12 protein-coding genes and 1 pseudogene are annotated in these 16606 nt (G+C 31.3%); 5 read left to right on the top strand and 8 right to left on the bottom strand.

The window, feature by feature from the left end:
• Positions 1–40 precede the first annotated feature (40 nt).
• The 5 genes from Q3V31_RS18445 to Q3V31_RS18425 all read right to left on the bottom strand — a co-directional run bounded on the left by Q3V31_RS18445 (position 41) and on the right by Q3V31_RS18425 (position 7666).
• Positions 41–1168 carry a Ger(x)C family spore germination protein gene (locus Q3V31_RS18445; protein WP_090813423.1) on the bottom strand — a complete coding sequence of 376 codons (1128 nt, stop codon included), beginning with the start codon at positions 1166–1168 and terminating at the stop codon, positions 41–43.
• A complete protein-coding gene (locus tag Q3V31_RS18440) occupies positions 1165–2268 on the bottom strand; it encodes a GerAB/ArcD/ProY family transporter (RefSeq protein WP_002136423.1) in 1104 nt (367 codons plus the stop codon). The genes Q3V31_RS18445 and Q3V31_RS18440 overlap by 4 nt, the downstream gene beginning before the upstream one ends.
• The gene (locus Q3V31_RS18435) at positions 2255–3763 is read right to left on the bottom strand and encodes a spore germination protein (protein WP_002085466.1); all 1509 of its coding nucleotides are present in this window, start codon (positions 3761–3763) and stop codon (positions 2255–2257) included. The genes Q3V31_RS18440 and Q3V31_RS18435 overlap by 14 nt, the downstream gene beginning before the upstream one ends.
• An 843-nt stretch (positions 3764–4606) precedes the next feature.
• Positions 4607–5650, bottom strand: a complete 1044-nt coding sequence (locus Q3V31_RS18430) for a Fic family protein (RefSeq protein WP_090813425.1) — start codon at positions 5648–5650, stop codon at positions 4607–4609.
• A 1692-nt stretch (positions 5651–7342) separates the two neighbouring features.
• Positions 7343–7666, bottom strand: coding sequence for a hypothetical protein (locus Q3V31_RS18425; protein ID WP_090813426.1), 324 nt, complete (start codon positions 7664–7666; stop codon positions 7343–7345).
• Positions 7667–8125: 459 nt separating this feature from the next.
• On the opposite strand from Q3V31_RS18425, the pseudogene Q3V31_RS18420 reads away from it, so the two are divergent.
• A pseudogene (locus tag Q3V31_RS18420) lies at positions 8126–8419 on the top strand (ArsR/SmtB family transcription factor).
• A 182-nt stretch (positions 8420–8601) separates the two neighbouring features.
• Here the strand turns inward: Q3V31_RS18420 and Q3V31_RS18415 are convergent.
• Positions 8602–9726 (bottom strand): alpha/beta fold hydrolase, encoded by a 1125-nt coding sequence (locus Q3V31_RS18415; RefSeq protein WP_090813427.1) that lies wholly within the window; start codon positions 9724–9726, stop codon positions 8602–8604.
• Between the two features lie 147 nt (positions 9727–9873).
• On the opposite strand from Q3V31_RS18415, the gene Q3V31_RS18410 reads away from it, so the two are divergent.
• A complete protein-coding gene (locus Q3V31_RS18410; protein WP_002085457.1) occupies positions 9874–10449 on the top strand; it encodes a TetR/AcrR family transcriptional regulator in 576 nt (191 codons plus the stop codon).
• Between the two features lie 288 nt (positions 10450–10737).
• Positions 10738–12114, top strand: a complete 1377-nt coding sequence (locus tag Q3V31_RS18405; RefSeq protein WP_097871959.1) for a lytic polysaccharide monooxygenase — start codon at positions 10738–10740, stop codon at positions 12112–12114.
• Positions 12115–12267: 153 nt separating this feature from the next.
• On the opposite strand, the gene Q3V31_RS18400 is transcribed toward Q3V31_RS18405, so the two are convergent.
• Together Q3V31_RS18400 and Q3V31_RS18395 are read right to left on the bottom strand one after the other, a co-directional pair.
• On the bottom strand, positions 12268–13683 hold the full coding sequence (locus tag Q3V31_RS18400) for a phosphatidylinositol-specific phospholipase C (RefSeq protein WP_090813429.1): 1416 nt from the start codon (positions 13681–13683) through the stop codon (positions 12268–12270).
• A gap of 422 nt (positions 13684–14105) precedes the next feature.
• A complete protein-coding gene (locus Q3V31_RS18395; RefSeq protein WP_090813430.1) occupies positions 14106–14675 on the bottom strand; it encodes a methyltransferase in 570 nt (189 codons plus the stop codon).
• A 600-nt stretch (positions 14676–15275) separates the two neighbouring features.
• On the opposite strand from Q3V31_RS18395, the gene Q3V31_RS18390 reads away from it, so the two are divergent.
• Both Q3V31_RS18390 and Q3V31_RS18385 read left to right on the top strand, forming a co-directional pair.
• A complete protein-coding gene (locus tag Q3V31_RS18390; protein ID WP_090813431.1) occupies positions 15276–16118 on the top strand; it encodes a metallophosphoesterase in 843 nt (280 codons plus the stop codon).
• A gap of 216 nt (positions 16119–16334) precedes the next feature.
• Complete coding sequence (locus Q3V31_RS18385) at positions 16335–16586, top strand: hypothetical protein (RefSeq protein WP_000548597.1); 252 nt, start codon at positions 16335–16337, stop codon at positions 16584–16586.
• The last annotated feature ends 20 nt before the right edge of the window (positions 16587–16606 follow it).

The raw sequence follows: 16606 nt of genomic DNA, 5'->3' as shown, positions 1-16606 counted from the left end.
TTCATAGGAGACATTATATAAAATACAAGAATAGGATGACCTAATTTCTAATGGTCCCAGTATCTTTTATTTTGACGTGTGTCTTTACATTTATTTTAGCCTCTGTTAACGCTTGCAACCAATTTCCTTTTACTTTTTTCCACTCTTTATATTGAAAAGCTCTAGCATATAGGGATAATCCAATTGGATCAATTTTATTCTTTTGTAATTCATACAACATATTTTGTAATTTCTTATTAATTTCTTTTTGAACCTCATTTTCTAAATTATGTATGTTTTTTTTATTATCATAATGCTCCTTAATTAAATGTGCGTTAGTTTTTTCTATTACAGCTACATTAGCGTTTATATCGAAATTAAATACAAACTTTCCTTTTTGAAAATTAACATCTATTTTCCTAGTCGCATTCTGTATTAATATAGAAGTGTTTGGTTTTTGGCTGGATTTTTTAGGTGGAAGCACAAGGTGTAGTATCATCCGGCCTTTATTTTTGGGCTTATTTAAAAGATTGAAGAACTTAACATTTTTTTTAGGGATACGGCTTAAATATTTACCTTGTCGATCTAAAAGTGCAATTCCTACCGTGTCGATTTCATTCTTTGTTTTTTTTATAACTGGAACAGCTTGTGTCATTCCTTCTTCATTTTTTTCTCTCATTAATTGTTGAATCGTGGAAGAAACGGATTGATTATTTTGAATGGAGGATTCGATTACACTACTTATGTAAGATGGTAATGATGGTTTATCGGGCTTATTAATTGTGAAAATTTCTTCTACAGGTCCATCAACAAGTACTACTTTAGCATTAATGGTAGCGTAAGGATCACGGTAAGAAGAATCAAGCTCCTGCATCCAATTTGCTTCTTGGGCCAATTTTTTCCCAATTAAAATGATTTCAGCTTTTGAGGCTGTCATATAGCCCGTTAACTTCGTATCTATTTTACTGAATCCATTATATACAGTGGATGCCCGCGCCCATTGCTCTATAGTACTTCTTTGCTGTTTATGATGAAAGAGTGGTATGCTTGTGCCCACTTTTATGTCTCCATTAGAAGTTCTATCTAAGGCGATTAACAGGATTAATGAAACCTGTTCAAGAGGGATTTTTTGACTACAACCGATTAAACATACACAACAAGTTACAATCCATATCCATTTTCGAATCAAAGTTGTTTCCTCCTAGTTAACCAAGTGAAAAGAATGCTGTATGCGAAAAAAAAGATTGGTAATAGAATAAAAAAAATGATATTTAAGATATCCATAAGAGAATATATAAACAAATATTGATCCACGTCGGGATTTAGAAAAATAAATAAGCCGACTATTAAAAACATAAAACTAACGAGCACCCAATTGCGAGCATTTTTTTGAAATAAAATGGTCACAGATTCAAAACTGAAAAATAAATACGGATATATTGTAGTAGAAAATACAATCAAATAGTAAGCGATATATATAATTTCTAATCGTTCTATGAATGAAAAACGAACCCCTTTTAACAAATGAAATACTGGCCAAATTACGTCTTTTATCCCCTCCGGACTAAAGTATATATAAGAAAGAATAGTCACATATAGATAGAAAAACATGGTTCCAGTATTCGCTATTAGTATTCCTTTTATGGCTTTTTGTTTTTTTTGTAAGAACGGATAAATAAAATATGCAATTTCTAAGCCAGCATAAGGGGTAATTGTTTCTTTTGTTGCCTTTACAATAGGGGATATACCATCTTTAAAAATAGGTAGTAGGTGTAAAGGATTGTAGTTACTCTTTAATGAAAACAGAAGAAATAGTGGCATCCAAGCAGTGAAGAAGAAAACAAGCATAGAATAACTAGTAAGAGCCCTTATCCCACTCAATGATAAAATAATAAAAGGCAATAGTAATAATATGGCGATTTGATAAGCAGGAGTGGAAGGGAATATCCACACTTTTATAATGTCAGTTGCCTTTAATAAAGTATTAAAACCAGCAAAAAATAGATAAAAGGCATATAAAAGAAGAAAAATTGTTCCTAGCCATTTACCAAAGTATGTTTTTAAAATCTGTGAGAAATTTTTGCTAGGACTTTTTTGTAACATTAATACAATAAATACGCCAATTATAGAAGTAACCATCCATCCCAGAATGATAGAAATCCAGCCATCGGTGCCAGCGGTAGTAGCAAGTGGGCTTGGCATAATTAACATACCTGATGCAAGTTGCAGTGAATGGATGAAAACAATAAATTCAAATAAAGTTATGTTTTGAAATTTAAGATTCCCCATGCGAACCACCTTCTTTTTTCTTTTTTTGTTCCGGCTGTCCTGTACTCGAGCGGGTGGTGATCATGGAAATAGGAAATCTTACAAAAGAATCTTTTAACTCTTGGAGACGAAATGGTGCAATTGGCAATCCATATGGTGAACCATATGAAGTTAATGAAACAAAATGAGCAAATAAGAGCATTAATCCACTAACAATACCTACAATCCCATAAAAATAGGCTAATAACATCATTGGAAAACGAATAAGCCGAATACAACTTGATAAATCATAATTAGAAACAATAAATGATGCAATGGCGGTAATAGATACGATAATAACCATAACATTACTCACAAGACCAGCTTGAACAGCCGCCTGCCCAATTACAATCCCTCCAACAATTCCAATTGTTTGTCCAATTGGTTGTGGTAAGCGAATACCAGCTTCACGTAGCATTTCTAGTGTGATTTCCATTATAAAAGCTTCCAATAAAGGAGAGAAAGGGACTTTAACTCTTGACGTTGCAATAGAAGTGTATAGATCTAAAGGAATGATTTCAAAGTGAAAAGAGACTATAGCAATATAAATTGCGGGTAAAAAAATAGCTATAATAAATCCTGCAAATCGTAATAAACGAAAAAATGATGCAATGAGCCAATGTATATTATAATCATCTGGAGTCTGAAAAAATCCAATTAAATTCATTGGGACAATCATTGCACCAGGAGATCTATCAATTAACACTGCTACTTTTCCATCAAGTATATGATTAGAAATGGCATCTGGGCGTTCACTTAAATAAGCCTGTGGAAAAGGAGTCCAATTTTGATCCTTTGTAAAATTAGATAGTTCTCCAATGCTCAATACCGCATCCGTTTTAATTTTACAGATTCTAGTTTCTATTTCTTGGACCACATCTTCGTTTGCTACATCCCCTAAGTAAATTAAATAGACTAAAGAAGTGGCGCGTTCTCCAATTGTCATTTTTTTAATTTTCAATTCAGTAGAAGGAATATATCGACGAATTAAGCCTATGTTTTTTGTGGCATTCTCAATAAACCCATCATGTGAGCCTTTAATAGTAACTTCTGAAATGGGTTCTTGAATCGCTCTTTCTGCCCAGCCTTTTGTATTTATTAGAAGGGACCTCTTTTCTCCTTCCATAAACAGTACACATTGTCCCTCAAGTAATCCTTCTTTAATTTCATTCCACGTATATACTATTTTGGTATGAGTAGCAATAATATTAGAATTAAATATTTGACTGTCTTCATTCACTTCTTGTAATAATGGTGTAACAACATTTCCTTTTAATGCAACACCATCTGTAAGGCCTTCAAAATAATATAGTAAAATATTCGTGTTTGTTTTTAATTGCAAAGGATGTTCAATCAAATCTGCACTAATATCAAAGATGTTATCTAATGTATTTTTAAGTTCTTTTAAGTTACTTGTTTGGATTTTTTCAATAGTTTTATCTGTCTTTGTTTCTAGGGTCTTTTCATTTAAGGACAAAATTGACACCTCTTTAATATATAACGATTAGTTGTAGTTATTATTTTTATATGTTTGAATTTTATTCACTAATTTAAACGGATTGAGATCAAGAATAACTAAAATTGAAGTACTATATTATAAATTCAATAATTGAGAGTAAAAAAGTAGATGTAATTTGTGTAGAAATCTAAGTATCAAGATAGAAGTGAAATTTGAATGATTATAATAAAAAAGAACCCTTGATAGGTTCTTTTTAATAGTTGGTAAATATGTTGTCAACAATAGATGGCGATAAAGGTAGTAATTTAGATGTCTTTATGTTACTCAGCTGGATTTTGTAGGAAGAATTATTTTTTCATACCTCAATGCTCAATAAAAAAGGACGTTTCATTTATTTGGGTGTTTTAGTGTATTTGAATTTTGCACGCTAACAAATTTTGTTTAGGGACAAAATGTGAAGTTTTATTCTGAAATAACAGAAAGTTAATGCGGCAAAATTCCTATTGGTAATTTGGATAGGTATCAAATATTTCTTTGTCCTTATTTTCTTGATATGACCGTACGTTTATATGTTTCTAAGGGAAAGAAATATTTTCATTTTTATTACCATCTATTGTTTGATTAAGATGGTAACACGAAAATGAAACGTTTACAACCAGAAAATAAAGAAAAAATATTAAAATGCGACTTTTTTCGACAAATATTCCTATAAAACGTTTTGTAGGAATTAGAAATAACTAAATTAGTAATAATAGCTTAATATATTAAAGTGAAATTCAATGAATAAGAGTCCAAAGGCATGAATTTAAATGATAAAGTTATAATTTTCCTTTTTGAACTGTAAGTGTTTTACAAGTATAGTTAAACTTTAATCCAACTAGCATTTCTTCCTTTTGTCACTAGCTTAATATGGCCAAACAATTGCAAGGAATTTAAAGCCTTACTGATTGTACTCTCTGCTATGTCTGGATATGTGTTACGAATACACTCCTTAGTAAAGGGTTGTTTTTGTTTAAGGATAAAATCCTGAATTCTCTCCACTTTAGTATGCTTACATATAGAATCTAGAACTGTATTATGAAGATCTTTGTACGCCTCTAATATAATAGTTAAAAACGTTTTTAACCAAAAGCTACTATTATGTTCCTCGCAGTACCAATTTACCGAAGATTTATAAATCGAATTGTAATATTCAGATTCACTTTTCTTAATGTATTTATCCAGACATACATATTTTACAAATGTATTTCCACTCTTAATTAATAGCAATTGCATTAACATAAGTGCCAATCTGCCGTTACCCTGATTAAAAGGGACTATGCAATAAAAATTAAATATAAAACGAGCTATTAATAAAAGTGAATGATGGCCCTTACTAGAATTTAATGAGTTATATTGATCACATAATTGTTCCATTACTTGTGGAATAAGCTCATGTGGAAGAATGCGGTAACTATTTAAGTGCATTCCGTTTTCAGGAATACCTGGAATAGTAAACGGTTTTTCGCGCCATTTGGCACTGTCAGAGGTAATGTAATGTATTAATTGAAAATGTAATTCCTGTATAGTCTCTGGATTGATTAATAAATCACAGGAATTCTTATGTACAAAAGTAAGTGTTTGATAAAAACAAAAGATAGCATCTTCCGAAATATTTTGAGGTACTATATCATCTAAAATAAGTTCTTTTAATCTTTTATTTGGGACTTTTATATCTTCATAGGTAGTAGTAAAGTTTTTTATGTAATGAAGTGGTATGGTTTTTTCTAAGCTAGTAAATATATCAGGATTTTGTTCCTGATAAGCAGCTAATTTTCCTTTCAATTCACTAATTTCACTGATTATATTTAATAGTCTCCTTTTTAATTCAATATTTTTATACTTGTCATCGAAAAAATTTCTCATTTTTATTCCCCCTGTAACCCCTTAACATGCTGTTACATAAATCTTTCCATTCTAAAGATAGTTTACAACATTATTTTGAAATAACAATATATTTATTTTGGTTTTGAACTTATTTTAGAATCAAAATTGTTATTTAAATTTGATTAACGAGTTAGAACTTATGATTAATCATGTTTGAATAAAGAATGAATATACACAGATAGAAAATATAGTTTGACTTAAATTCCTTTTTATGAATTTACGAGATGAAAATATAATTTTAGAATTATTATTAGTGTAGTTTGCTGTATTATTGCTGGGAATTTACTAGAAAGTAACTAATTTTCACAAATAAAATAAAGAAATCTTAAAGAGGAATCAATAGGATTGATCTAATTTGAATAGGCATAATCCTAACATTAAATGTGCAAATGTACAATAATTAAATGAAAAAAATATGAAAATATCGACTTTTTTCGACAAAATAAATTAAATAGAAAAACAATCTAATGTAAGAAAATTGTTGCTTTAGATGGTCTCTGCATTTCATAAATTAATATTGAAGGAATTATCAAATGATTTTTACGAGTAATAAAAGAGTAGATATATAAATTGAATTGTGACAATTATAAAGTTAGTATTCTCCATTTTCATTATTTAATTTAACAAATTTAATAATAGTAAGGTGACTTTTCTATATTTAATATAAGTATTTGATGGGGTATGCTCATAAAAAGTGTCAATTTCTATATATCCATGTAGCATTTAGCGCTTGTATTGCGAAATATTTTGACATAAGTTAATTTAAATATTAGGTACAGAAACATTTTAAGGAAAAGAGTCAGTATAAAAGTACCCTGAAAAACGTTTCACCCTAAAAACGTTTTTCCTCAAGAGATTTTCAGGAGCACTAAAGTTTTTTAATTTGTTTCTGTGCCTTATTAGATAAAAATAATATAATAAGTTGTTTAGAAAAGGTGAAAATTTCCCCCATTATAAAATGAATTCATATCACTTAACGTCCGTATGTTCTAGTTAAAGTAGGAATTTAAAGAAAAGGAAAGGGCTAGCTCTAGTTATAATTAGTGCAATAAATAGGGGGCTACTCAAATTTTTTTGTTTGATTTGGTAGGAGGAATATTTACGTTTTTTGGACTAGGTATATTAAAGTGCATACCCTATTTGATTCAACCGATGAGGCGCTAATTAAGGATTTAATCATCTAGAATTTAGAAAGGTTAAATGCGGAACTGAATTTTCTGCTAAATTAGTAGAGACTAAAATAATCCCCTTAAATTGAACTATTCACTCCTTAACGTCCTGATAGATTGTTTGAAGTGTTAGTAGGCAAATCTAAAAATAAAAAAGGATATTCTACTCTTCTTTTATGTATATAAAACAAAGTGTAAGGTAAGTTCCAGATCCAAAGTGTTTTATTTAATATTCATTCAATCTCATGCGTACTACTTTTATTTTCTTAAGAGCATGTATTTGCGTGGATGCTCTTAAGAGAATAAAATGCCTAAAAAAATAAGTATAAGCATACATTTTAAAAATTGATATATCGTATATTATAAAAAACTCCTTGTTCTTCAAATAAAGAACAATACAATGTGAATGAAACTCTCAGCAGAATTTACATATAGAATTCACCTTAACTCAAAAACCCACATTTTATGCAAAATTATATTTGCTGCTATATAAGGGTGGGGGTTAACATGACCAAAACTTGGTGTAGGTTCGTATTCCTTGTAAAATAAGTGATTCTTTACGGTTTTCTCTAGTTGTATCTATTAATGATTCATCAGGTTTCCTTCCAGTGGAAGGGACATAAGTTGTTACTACCTTTGGAAATATATTAATAAACACCCATTCAAATTTGTCGATATTTCTATTTCCAAATTCTAATGTTTCAATTGGCTTAATTGTATTTTCTCTATCAAAAAATTTTATTATGTAAAACCTTTTTGAGAGGTCACTACTATGTTCAATAGTCCAAATTAAATTTTCCATTTTCTTGATTTGCAACAAGTCCATTTCCAAAAATCCTTTCATACATAAATATAGCGAATGTTCCTATTCTATACTATATATTTTGAAATTTAAATAGTTATCTTATACGATAGGATAAAAAGAAGTTAATACTTTAAAATTTATCTTAGAAAAGGACGTACCTACGCATACATATGCTATAGGTGTGTCCTTTTTTAGTTGTTTATAAGTTTCCTACAGAGTTATTGAAGTAAAGTTTCAACAGTGTCTCCATAGTGAAGTGAGATTCATTATATAAGATTCATTTAAACCGTATATTAAGTTCATATGAATCGCATATTGGAATTGTACAATATGAGTGTAAGGCGTTTCTGGAATTATATTATTTTAAAAATATAAACTTCAATATACCAAAAAATAAGAATATTAAACCGTAATAATTTTAGAATATACTTCTAATTAAAAGACGTGCGGAAATGCACGGATAATAAAGGAGAATTTCTTATGACAATGTATAAAGGTGAAATGAAAAAGAGTGTAATAACTGAAGAGGATGTAGATATGTTAAAAATAATGGCACATCCAATTCGATTGCAAATTATAAACGAGTTAATTCAGTATAAAAAATGTAATGTTACACAATTGACGGAGCTTTTAAAAATTCCACAATCCACTGTTTCCTAACATTTATCGAAAATGAGAGGCAAGGTGCTAAAGGCTGAAAGAAAAGGCTTAGAGATGTACAATTATATTACTAATTTAAAGGCGAGTCAGATTGTAGGGATTTTAGGTTTGTAAATAAACAAAACTTCACACATATCATTATAAGTAAAGCACAGAATAATCCCCCCACAAATAAGTGGGGGATTTCTTTTATGACAAAATATCAGTTTTTTTGAGGAGTGTCACGATAGTCACCATGTTCTAATGTGTTAGTATATGAAAAATTTTGAAAGTGCTAAAATGCTTGATATTATTCACTAGAAGTTATGTCGCAAAAATCTTTTAATTTCATCAAAAGCTAAGTGACGATGACCAGCCTGACAATGTTGTTCACCACCAGTTTTCTTAGTGAAAACTACAGAAGTGATGGAGGCTGCATTACATAGCTCCGATTCGATTTGCGGTAATCGGCTAATTGGAACGTACTGATCGTCTTCACCAGCCAGGAGCAATACTTCTTGATTTATGAACGGACCGATTCCTGCCATCGTATGTTTTTCAAAGTTTTTAAGTAAGTTAAATGGCGTTTTTTCACCTGTATTTTCCATACCTTTTTTAACTTTCCAGTTCAGGTCGATGCTGGTGGCCATCATTTGTTTAAACATGGTATTAATTTTGTCAGCTTCATTAGTAGCCAGAAGCGTGGTCAATTTATTCCAGATATTATCCGGCATGCGCATTTTGAGTGCATCAAGGCCACTATAAAAAATATTAAAGGCGATGACTTTGTCGATTCGTTTTTCAAAAGCGGCGGCACGCATTGCCAAGTAGCCGCCCCAAGAAGCTCCGAGAATACTAGCACGGTCAAGTTTGAAATAGTCAATGACTGTGGAAACGGGCTTCTCCCAGTTGTGGATGAATTTTAAGCCGTTTTTCAGTGCTGTTCCTTGTCCAGGTCCATCAAAAACTATAATATTATAATTGATTCCTATGAGGTAGTTCATCATCTTCATCATTTCCTCCATGTAGGAATCGTAGCCTCCAAAGAAAAGTAGTGTATTACATGCGCCTGGTGTCATGAATTTGATTGCAGGAAGATAGGAATCTTCATAAGGAATTTGATAGGTTTCATACTCAAAGTCATGAAAGCCCTTATAAAAAGTTTCACGGTATTTTTGGTACACTTTTTCTTTTTTTGGATCGGATGATTCCATATAAAACTCGGCAGCCTGATAATAAACCGAAGCCAGATCGAAGTCTTTCTGATGCTCCCGCATTGCTGCATATTCTATCCAAGTGTTATACCAGCTGTCCGTGTCTGTAAGTCTTGGGATGATGGTTTGCAAATCCTGATTTGCCCGCTCATCGTCTTGATAGAAATCGTTGAAAAAACGGTTAATTTGCAAATTGAACTGTTCGTTGTTTACATACTGTTTAAACATAAAATCCCTCCTTATATTTGACTACAAGGTAAGGATAAGAGAAGTATATTAAAGAAACAACAAGCAGGAAAGGGTAAGAAGTACGAAATCGAACCATAAGGATATAAATGGTTTGATAAGCAACTTTGGGAAGGAGATTGATTATTAATGGGAGAGGATGTTCGCGTTTATAAAACGAAGAAAAATATTTCTAATACACTTATTACCCTCTTGAACGAAAAAGAGTTTGGGCGAATTACAACTAAAGATATTTGCATACATGCTATGGTGAGTAAGTCCACATTTTACAGCCATTTTGCAGATAAATATGATCTTTTGGAAAAATTAGTGCAAAATTATGTCTGCTGGTTCAAGGAAGAAATTGAATTTCGTTTCGCATTAATAGAGAATGGAAATGTGGCTCAAGCTATTAATATGATAACCGATAAGATCTCAGCGCGAAAAAAAGAGGTTGCAACTTTACTCCATGTACGTGTTCCCTCAGCGGATTTACGTTTAGAATTAGAATCTATTTTATATAATGCCTGCTATTCCTATTTGAAAGAGCAGCAGGTTGAAGTAAGTGTGCCGATTGACTTTGTAGCTCAGTTGTATACAGCAAACGCAATGGTGTCAATCAATTGGTCGCTGAGCAACGATAAAAATCCAGATGTGGTTGAACTAATCGATAATATGCAGGGATATGTTTTTGATCTGATTTTATCAGGTGGTGAGAGAATGTAATAAATCATGAAACCTGCTTAATAATGTAGTTATCGTGTGGGGTGTGGTTGTAAAAAATTAAGTAATCGATATTTGGATTTTTTGTGAATCTTTATTGGTTTTTTATAAACTCTTTACTACATAATGTTACAAAATAGAATTAATTTGCTTAATTTATCCCCATATCAGGTTAATAAATAAACTAAATGTGTTTATGTTATTGAACTATTAATATATTAGTAGGTGATTTGTTCGTTTATCCCTATATTGCTATTATATTAGCGTAAACAATATATTGGGGGGACAAGTATGAATTTGAAATTAACATCTAAGTTAGAAAGATTAAGAAAAAGTAAAAAAGGAATGGGTGCTTGTGTTTTAGCTGCAGGGGTGACGGCAATTACAATGATTCCTCAAAGTGCATATGCACATGGGTTTGTTGAAAAGCCAAGTAGTCGTGCTGCTTTATGTAGTCAGAATTATGGAGCATTAAATTTAAATTGTGGAAATGTAATGTACGAACCTCAAAGTCTAGAAGCACCTAAAGGATTCCCAGATGGTGGACCGATTGATGGGAAAATTGCTTCGGCAGGAGGACTGTTTGGAGGGATTCTTGACCAACAAACATCAAATCGCTGGTTCAAAAACACAATAAAGGGGGGAGCAAATACATTTACATGGAAATACACAGCGGCACATTCTACAAGTAAATGGCATTATTACATTACAAAAAAGGGATGGGATCCTAATAAACCATTAACACGTGCTGAATTAGAACCAATTGGAACTGTGAACCATGACGGTTCGGCCGCATCAAATAATTTAACACATACAATTAATGTACCAACTGATCGCAATGGTTATCATGTTATTTTAGCTGTATGGGATGTAGCAGATACGTCAAATGCGTTTTATAACGTAATTGATGTAAATTTAGTAAATAATGAAACTCCCGACACAGTAGCTCCAAGTCAACCAACGGGATTAAATGCGTCTAAAGTTTCTGCCAATAGTGTTGAACTAACATGGAAGGCCTCTACTGATAATATAGGCGTAAAAGAATATCAAGTGTTACGTAATGGAGAAGTAATTGGTACGGTACCAGGTACAACTTTTACTGATAAAAAACTAAAAGCAAATACGGAATATACCTATACAATAAAGGCATTAGACGCTGCTGGAAACATATCAAAAGAAAGTGAAAAACTAAAGGCTAAGACAACAAATGAAATTCCAGATAAAGAGGCTCCGACTCAACCAAAAGGATTACATAGTATGGGTACAACAGCGACAACTGTTGATTTGATGTGGAGTCCGTCTGAAGATAATGTAGGTGTTGACCATTATATTGTATATAGAGAAAGCGCTGGGGTTATGAATAAAATTGGGGCAGCTGATAATACATCCTTTATGGATAAAGATTTGCAGGCTAATACATCGTATAAGTATGTAGTGACGGCGGTTGATTTAGCTGGAAATGAATCTAGTAGAAGTGATGTTTTGAATGTAACAACAAAGTCAGGGGATTCCACATATGAAGAATGGGATGCAAGAAAGGCATATACTAAAGGTGATAGAGTAGTACATGAGGGAAAAGTGTATGAAGCGGTTCAAGATTATCAAGGGAACGGCGACTCAAATTGGATTTTTGCCCTATCACTTTGGAAGCCAGTTTTTAATAAATGATAAGTGGAAAAGGGTAGTTATCACTTATTCTATGTGCAATACCGGAACAGGGGTGCAATTTTTAATCTCCATCCCAATACATACGAAATGAAATCATTAAAGAATCCCAATGGTATTCCATCAAAAAGGAATTCCATTGGGATTTTTTATTTTCTAATTTGTAATAGCGTATATTTTCACTGTAAATTTGTTAGAGGCACCAATTGGACTTGCAATATAATATTTAGTATTTGTGTAAGCTTCAGTCCTAGATCCATGTGAAATATTTTTCCAACGAATAGAATCTGTACCTAGGGAAACATCAATCATTACATTGAAAGAAATAGTAGAAGGATGATCTTTTTCTGAAGGCTCAATAATCCATTTTAATTCCTTGGTACCTACAGGTAAACTATCAATTTTAAAGTTTTGACTGGATCGATTTTTTTGACCGGATAAAGGACTAGATTCGGAAGAAATTTGCGAAATTAATATTTCTTTTTCATTCGAATGTATACCATTTAATTTAATGATACTATCAATTAAACCTGGTCCAGGAAAATCAGCTGCAATGATACCAGTATGTTTAATTCCACCTTGTTGTAAGAACTCAGTTCCAAGTGTATTCATTCCACCATAAAATACTTGACCATTTATATCACGAGGGAAATCTTCCCACGCATTAGTTGTAGCTTTTTGAATCATCTTGGGGTTACTATCAGTATTTCTGCTTTCTTTACCACTTGCAACAAACCAAGGATAAACATTATTTAATAATGCAGCAGCACCACCTGTGCCACTAAAATGGTTAAGATAGATTTTATCATTGTTAAAATTATTATTTGCATTTTGAAGTTGGGTTTTCACCGCATTCCATTTTTCATACATTCCGTCTGGTCCGTTTTCAATTTCAAATGTATCTTGTATATTTAAGCTATCGTAATTAATACCATATTGCTGAGAGGATGTAAAATTTTGTAAGATTACAATTTTCCCTCGGATGTCTCCTAGAGTAGGATTATTTCTTTTTGAAGTTGGTACAGAACTCGGGTCCCAAAAATAGGAAGAATTAAGGTCTTTGTATTTATTAAGTATTTCCTCGAATGATAGTGAGCCACTTTCAGGAGTAGTTTCTTCTTTTAAGCGCATTAAAATTGTTTCTGTAGGATGATCTTTTAAAAATTGAATTGCCTCTTTTAATACATCTTCAAACATTGCTTTTTGATTTACAATCCCATGGTACATTGCAAAAGAATCTTTTACACGTTTAACACGCATATCTACATATCGAATTCCGGAATTTAATTGTTGTGGTAGACTCATAGTTTGATTTCTTGTCAAATTTTCATCAAGAAAACTTGCTCCATGTAAAGCCATTGTACCGTGAGTCCCTGGAATAGATATTTCACTCAATTTTGTTGAATCTGCTACTTTCGACATCCATGCTGGGTTTTGATAGCCTATATTGGATTCATAGGAATAACCTGGATGACTATCAGCAAAAATAGTAGATGGTGTACTTAAACTTGCTAGTGTGAAACAAGTAAGGATACTGATTTTAAAAAAATTCCTCATTTTTATTTTGTTCATTTTATCTCTCCTGACTTTTAAACAATAGATAGAATAAAACAAGATGATTTTTTACTACATCTATTGTTTTCATTCTTAAAGTAATGAATTTTTGTGTTTGAAAAAAATCAAAATAGGGTAGGAAGTTATTTGAGATTTTAATAGTTTGTTGTAATAAATTGTATCTAATAGTCAAACGGATTCTTAAAGAATTGAAGCATAGATAGGTAAAAAACAAACTTTCCGCTGTACTGTATACAAACAAAACAGAAGTCTTAAAAAAGACTTCTATTTTGTGACATATAATGAATGATAAGGTGGTTAACAAATCAAGACAATGTGACTGAGTGGTAAAAATCTATTTATAGCTGTTTCAGAATTTTTTATAACAAGGTCACTTACGAAAAATGGGACTCTGTTAGGCTAACAAAAATTAAGAAATTCTACTCATTAAAACTTAAACTAACTACAGTTGCGATAGATTGGGCTGCATGTTCCCAGCTTCCATCTATCACTTTTCCAATCTGTTGACCAAGTGCATTTAAATCATTTGGATTAACTGGAATCCCATTATACGCAGCAAGAATTGATAAAAGTGGAGCAGCAAATGGTGTCCAACCACCTCTATCAATATTAAATACAGGCTTATCTATTACCTTTCCATCTTGCACTGTAAACTCATAATAAAATTGATCATCTGGACGAAAACTTAAATGATGAGAAATTTGTCCCTTAACATATGTTTTACCGCCACCTAAATTTACTACTTCAATTGGTTTTACATTAAATTCATGCTCAAATACTTTAATTTTTTTAACTTCTGGACCATTTAAGGCAGCTTTAACTGCTGTTTCCAAATTATTTTGTGCAAATGGTTGAATACTCATCTGTGTCTCTTCTTGTTGGATAGGAGCCTCTTTTTCAGCAGCAAACACCGATATACTTGGTAGTGCACCTGTAGCCAATGTAGCTGCAAGTGCTGTCGTCATCATGATTTTTCTTTTCATCTTCATAGTTTTCTTCCTCCCTTAAAGTTATGATATATAATTTTTTAAAGACTGACATGAGGCAATATTTTATTTCATAATGCACGCAAAAAACTAGTTTAAGAATTATGTGAAATTATGTCAGAAAATTAAAGTTAATTATATATGCACTTACAATGATAGCTATCTACACATGTTTTTTCAATTTTCCAACAAATAATACAGTAATACCTTTTCAAAAGGCAATTTAGTGTTTCAATTCTCTCTTTGTACGTTTTAAACAAATTAAAATCGTAGTGGTAATAATATATTTGTAATCAAATGTCGTATATACTTCGAGAAAAGTACACAATATTTTTATAAAAAACTATAGGAATTATCATGATATAGTTATCAAACTAAGTAAGATAAATGTTAATATTATGAAGAGATTCCAGTGATCTGCTATAAAATTACTGAAAAATGAGCATGACATCATACACGCATGCAATTGAAAAATTTTATAAGTGGCGTATAAAACTATAACAAATAATATAAATCAATTAAAAAATTTCAGTTATTCTGAATGCGAAGGGCACGTAATATTTATTGTGAACTGTAGTACTGATCAAGATTTTAGGAGGAAATATGAACAAGAAGACTAAAGGAATTATATTAATTATTGGTATATTAGTAGGCATTAGTATCTTTTTATATTTACAAAACAATTTAATAAGTATAACTGAGGTTAAAATAACCTCTAGTAAAATTCCCTCTGCTTTTAAAGGGTATAAAATACTACAAATTTCAGATTTACATAATAAAAAATTTGGTGATAATCAAGACGTTATAATTCAAAAAGTAAAAAGCATAAATCCAGATATTATTGCTATTACGGGTGATTTAATAGACAGTAAATCGTACGATGCAGAAATTAGTTTGCAAGTAATACGAGAACTTGTAAAGGAATATCCGGTATATTTTGTGACAGGAAATCATGAAAAGTGGTCAGGGCAATATAACAGTTTAGAGAAAGAATTGAAGAAGCATCATGTCACCGTTTTAAGAAATGAACATATAAACATCCAAAAAGACGGACAGGATATATATTTGTTAGGCATAGATGATCCTGAGTTTACTAGTGGAAATCATAATGAAGGATCTATAGTGAAAAATGAGATTGCTAAAGCGAAAAATGAAGTAAATCCAGATGGATATAAGGTACTGCTTTCTCATAGACCTGAATTTTTAAATGTGTATACTGAGGAAAAAATAGATTTAGTTTTATCTGGACATGCCCATGGCGGACAAGTAAGGCTACCATTTATAGGTGGGCTGGTTGCTCCTAATCAAGGTATATTACCTAAATATACAGCGGGTTTATATGAAAAACAAAAGACATCAATGATAGTTAGTAGAGGATTAGGTAATAGTATCATTCCGCAAAGAATCTTTAATAGGCCCGAGATTGTAGTCGTGCAGTTAAATTAATCTGTACGGCTTTTTTGTTCAGGAGAATAATTTAAAGCTAAATTTTCTTCAGTACAAGTTTCCATTACAATTTTGTTAAAATTTTTCCACGTTACATAAAGTAACAAAATTTGACCTATTGAGTTTGTTATAGTGTAAATAATCAGAAAACTTAAAAATTAGTCGAGTCAAAATAGTTATTATTAAACAATATTAAAAATATAAAGGGGTGTACAAATGCATAAAGAATTTGAAATTGAGGAATATACGGCGATTGAGGAGCAAATTCATTATTATAGTAAGTCTTTATTAGTAAGTCATCCTGAGCAAATTGTAAAGTATTTAGAAAAACGGTTAGAAAAGTATGCAGAAACGTTACAATATGCACATTTATATCCGGAAACGGTTATATTACCAATACAGCAAATAGTTATCGAATATTCATTAGATGTTGCTAGAATTAGAAGGTATTTAAATTTAAAAACATAACTAAAATTGAATATTTACAA

The organism is Bacillus nitratireducens (genome assembly GCF_036320425.1).
In the GTDB taxonomy this organism is placed as follows: Bacteria; Bacillota; Bacilli; order Bacillales; family Bacillaceae_G; genus Bacillus_A; species Bacillus_A nitratireducens.
This window is presented reverse-complemented; position numbering and strand designations above follow the sequence as displayed.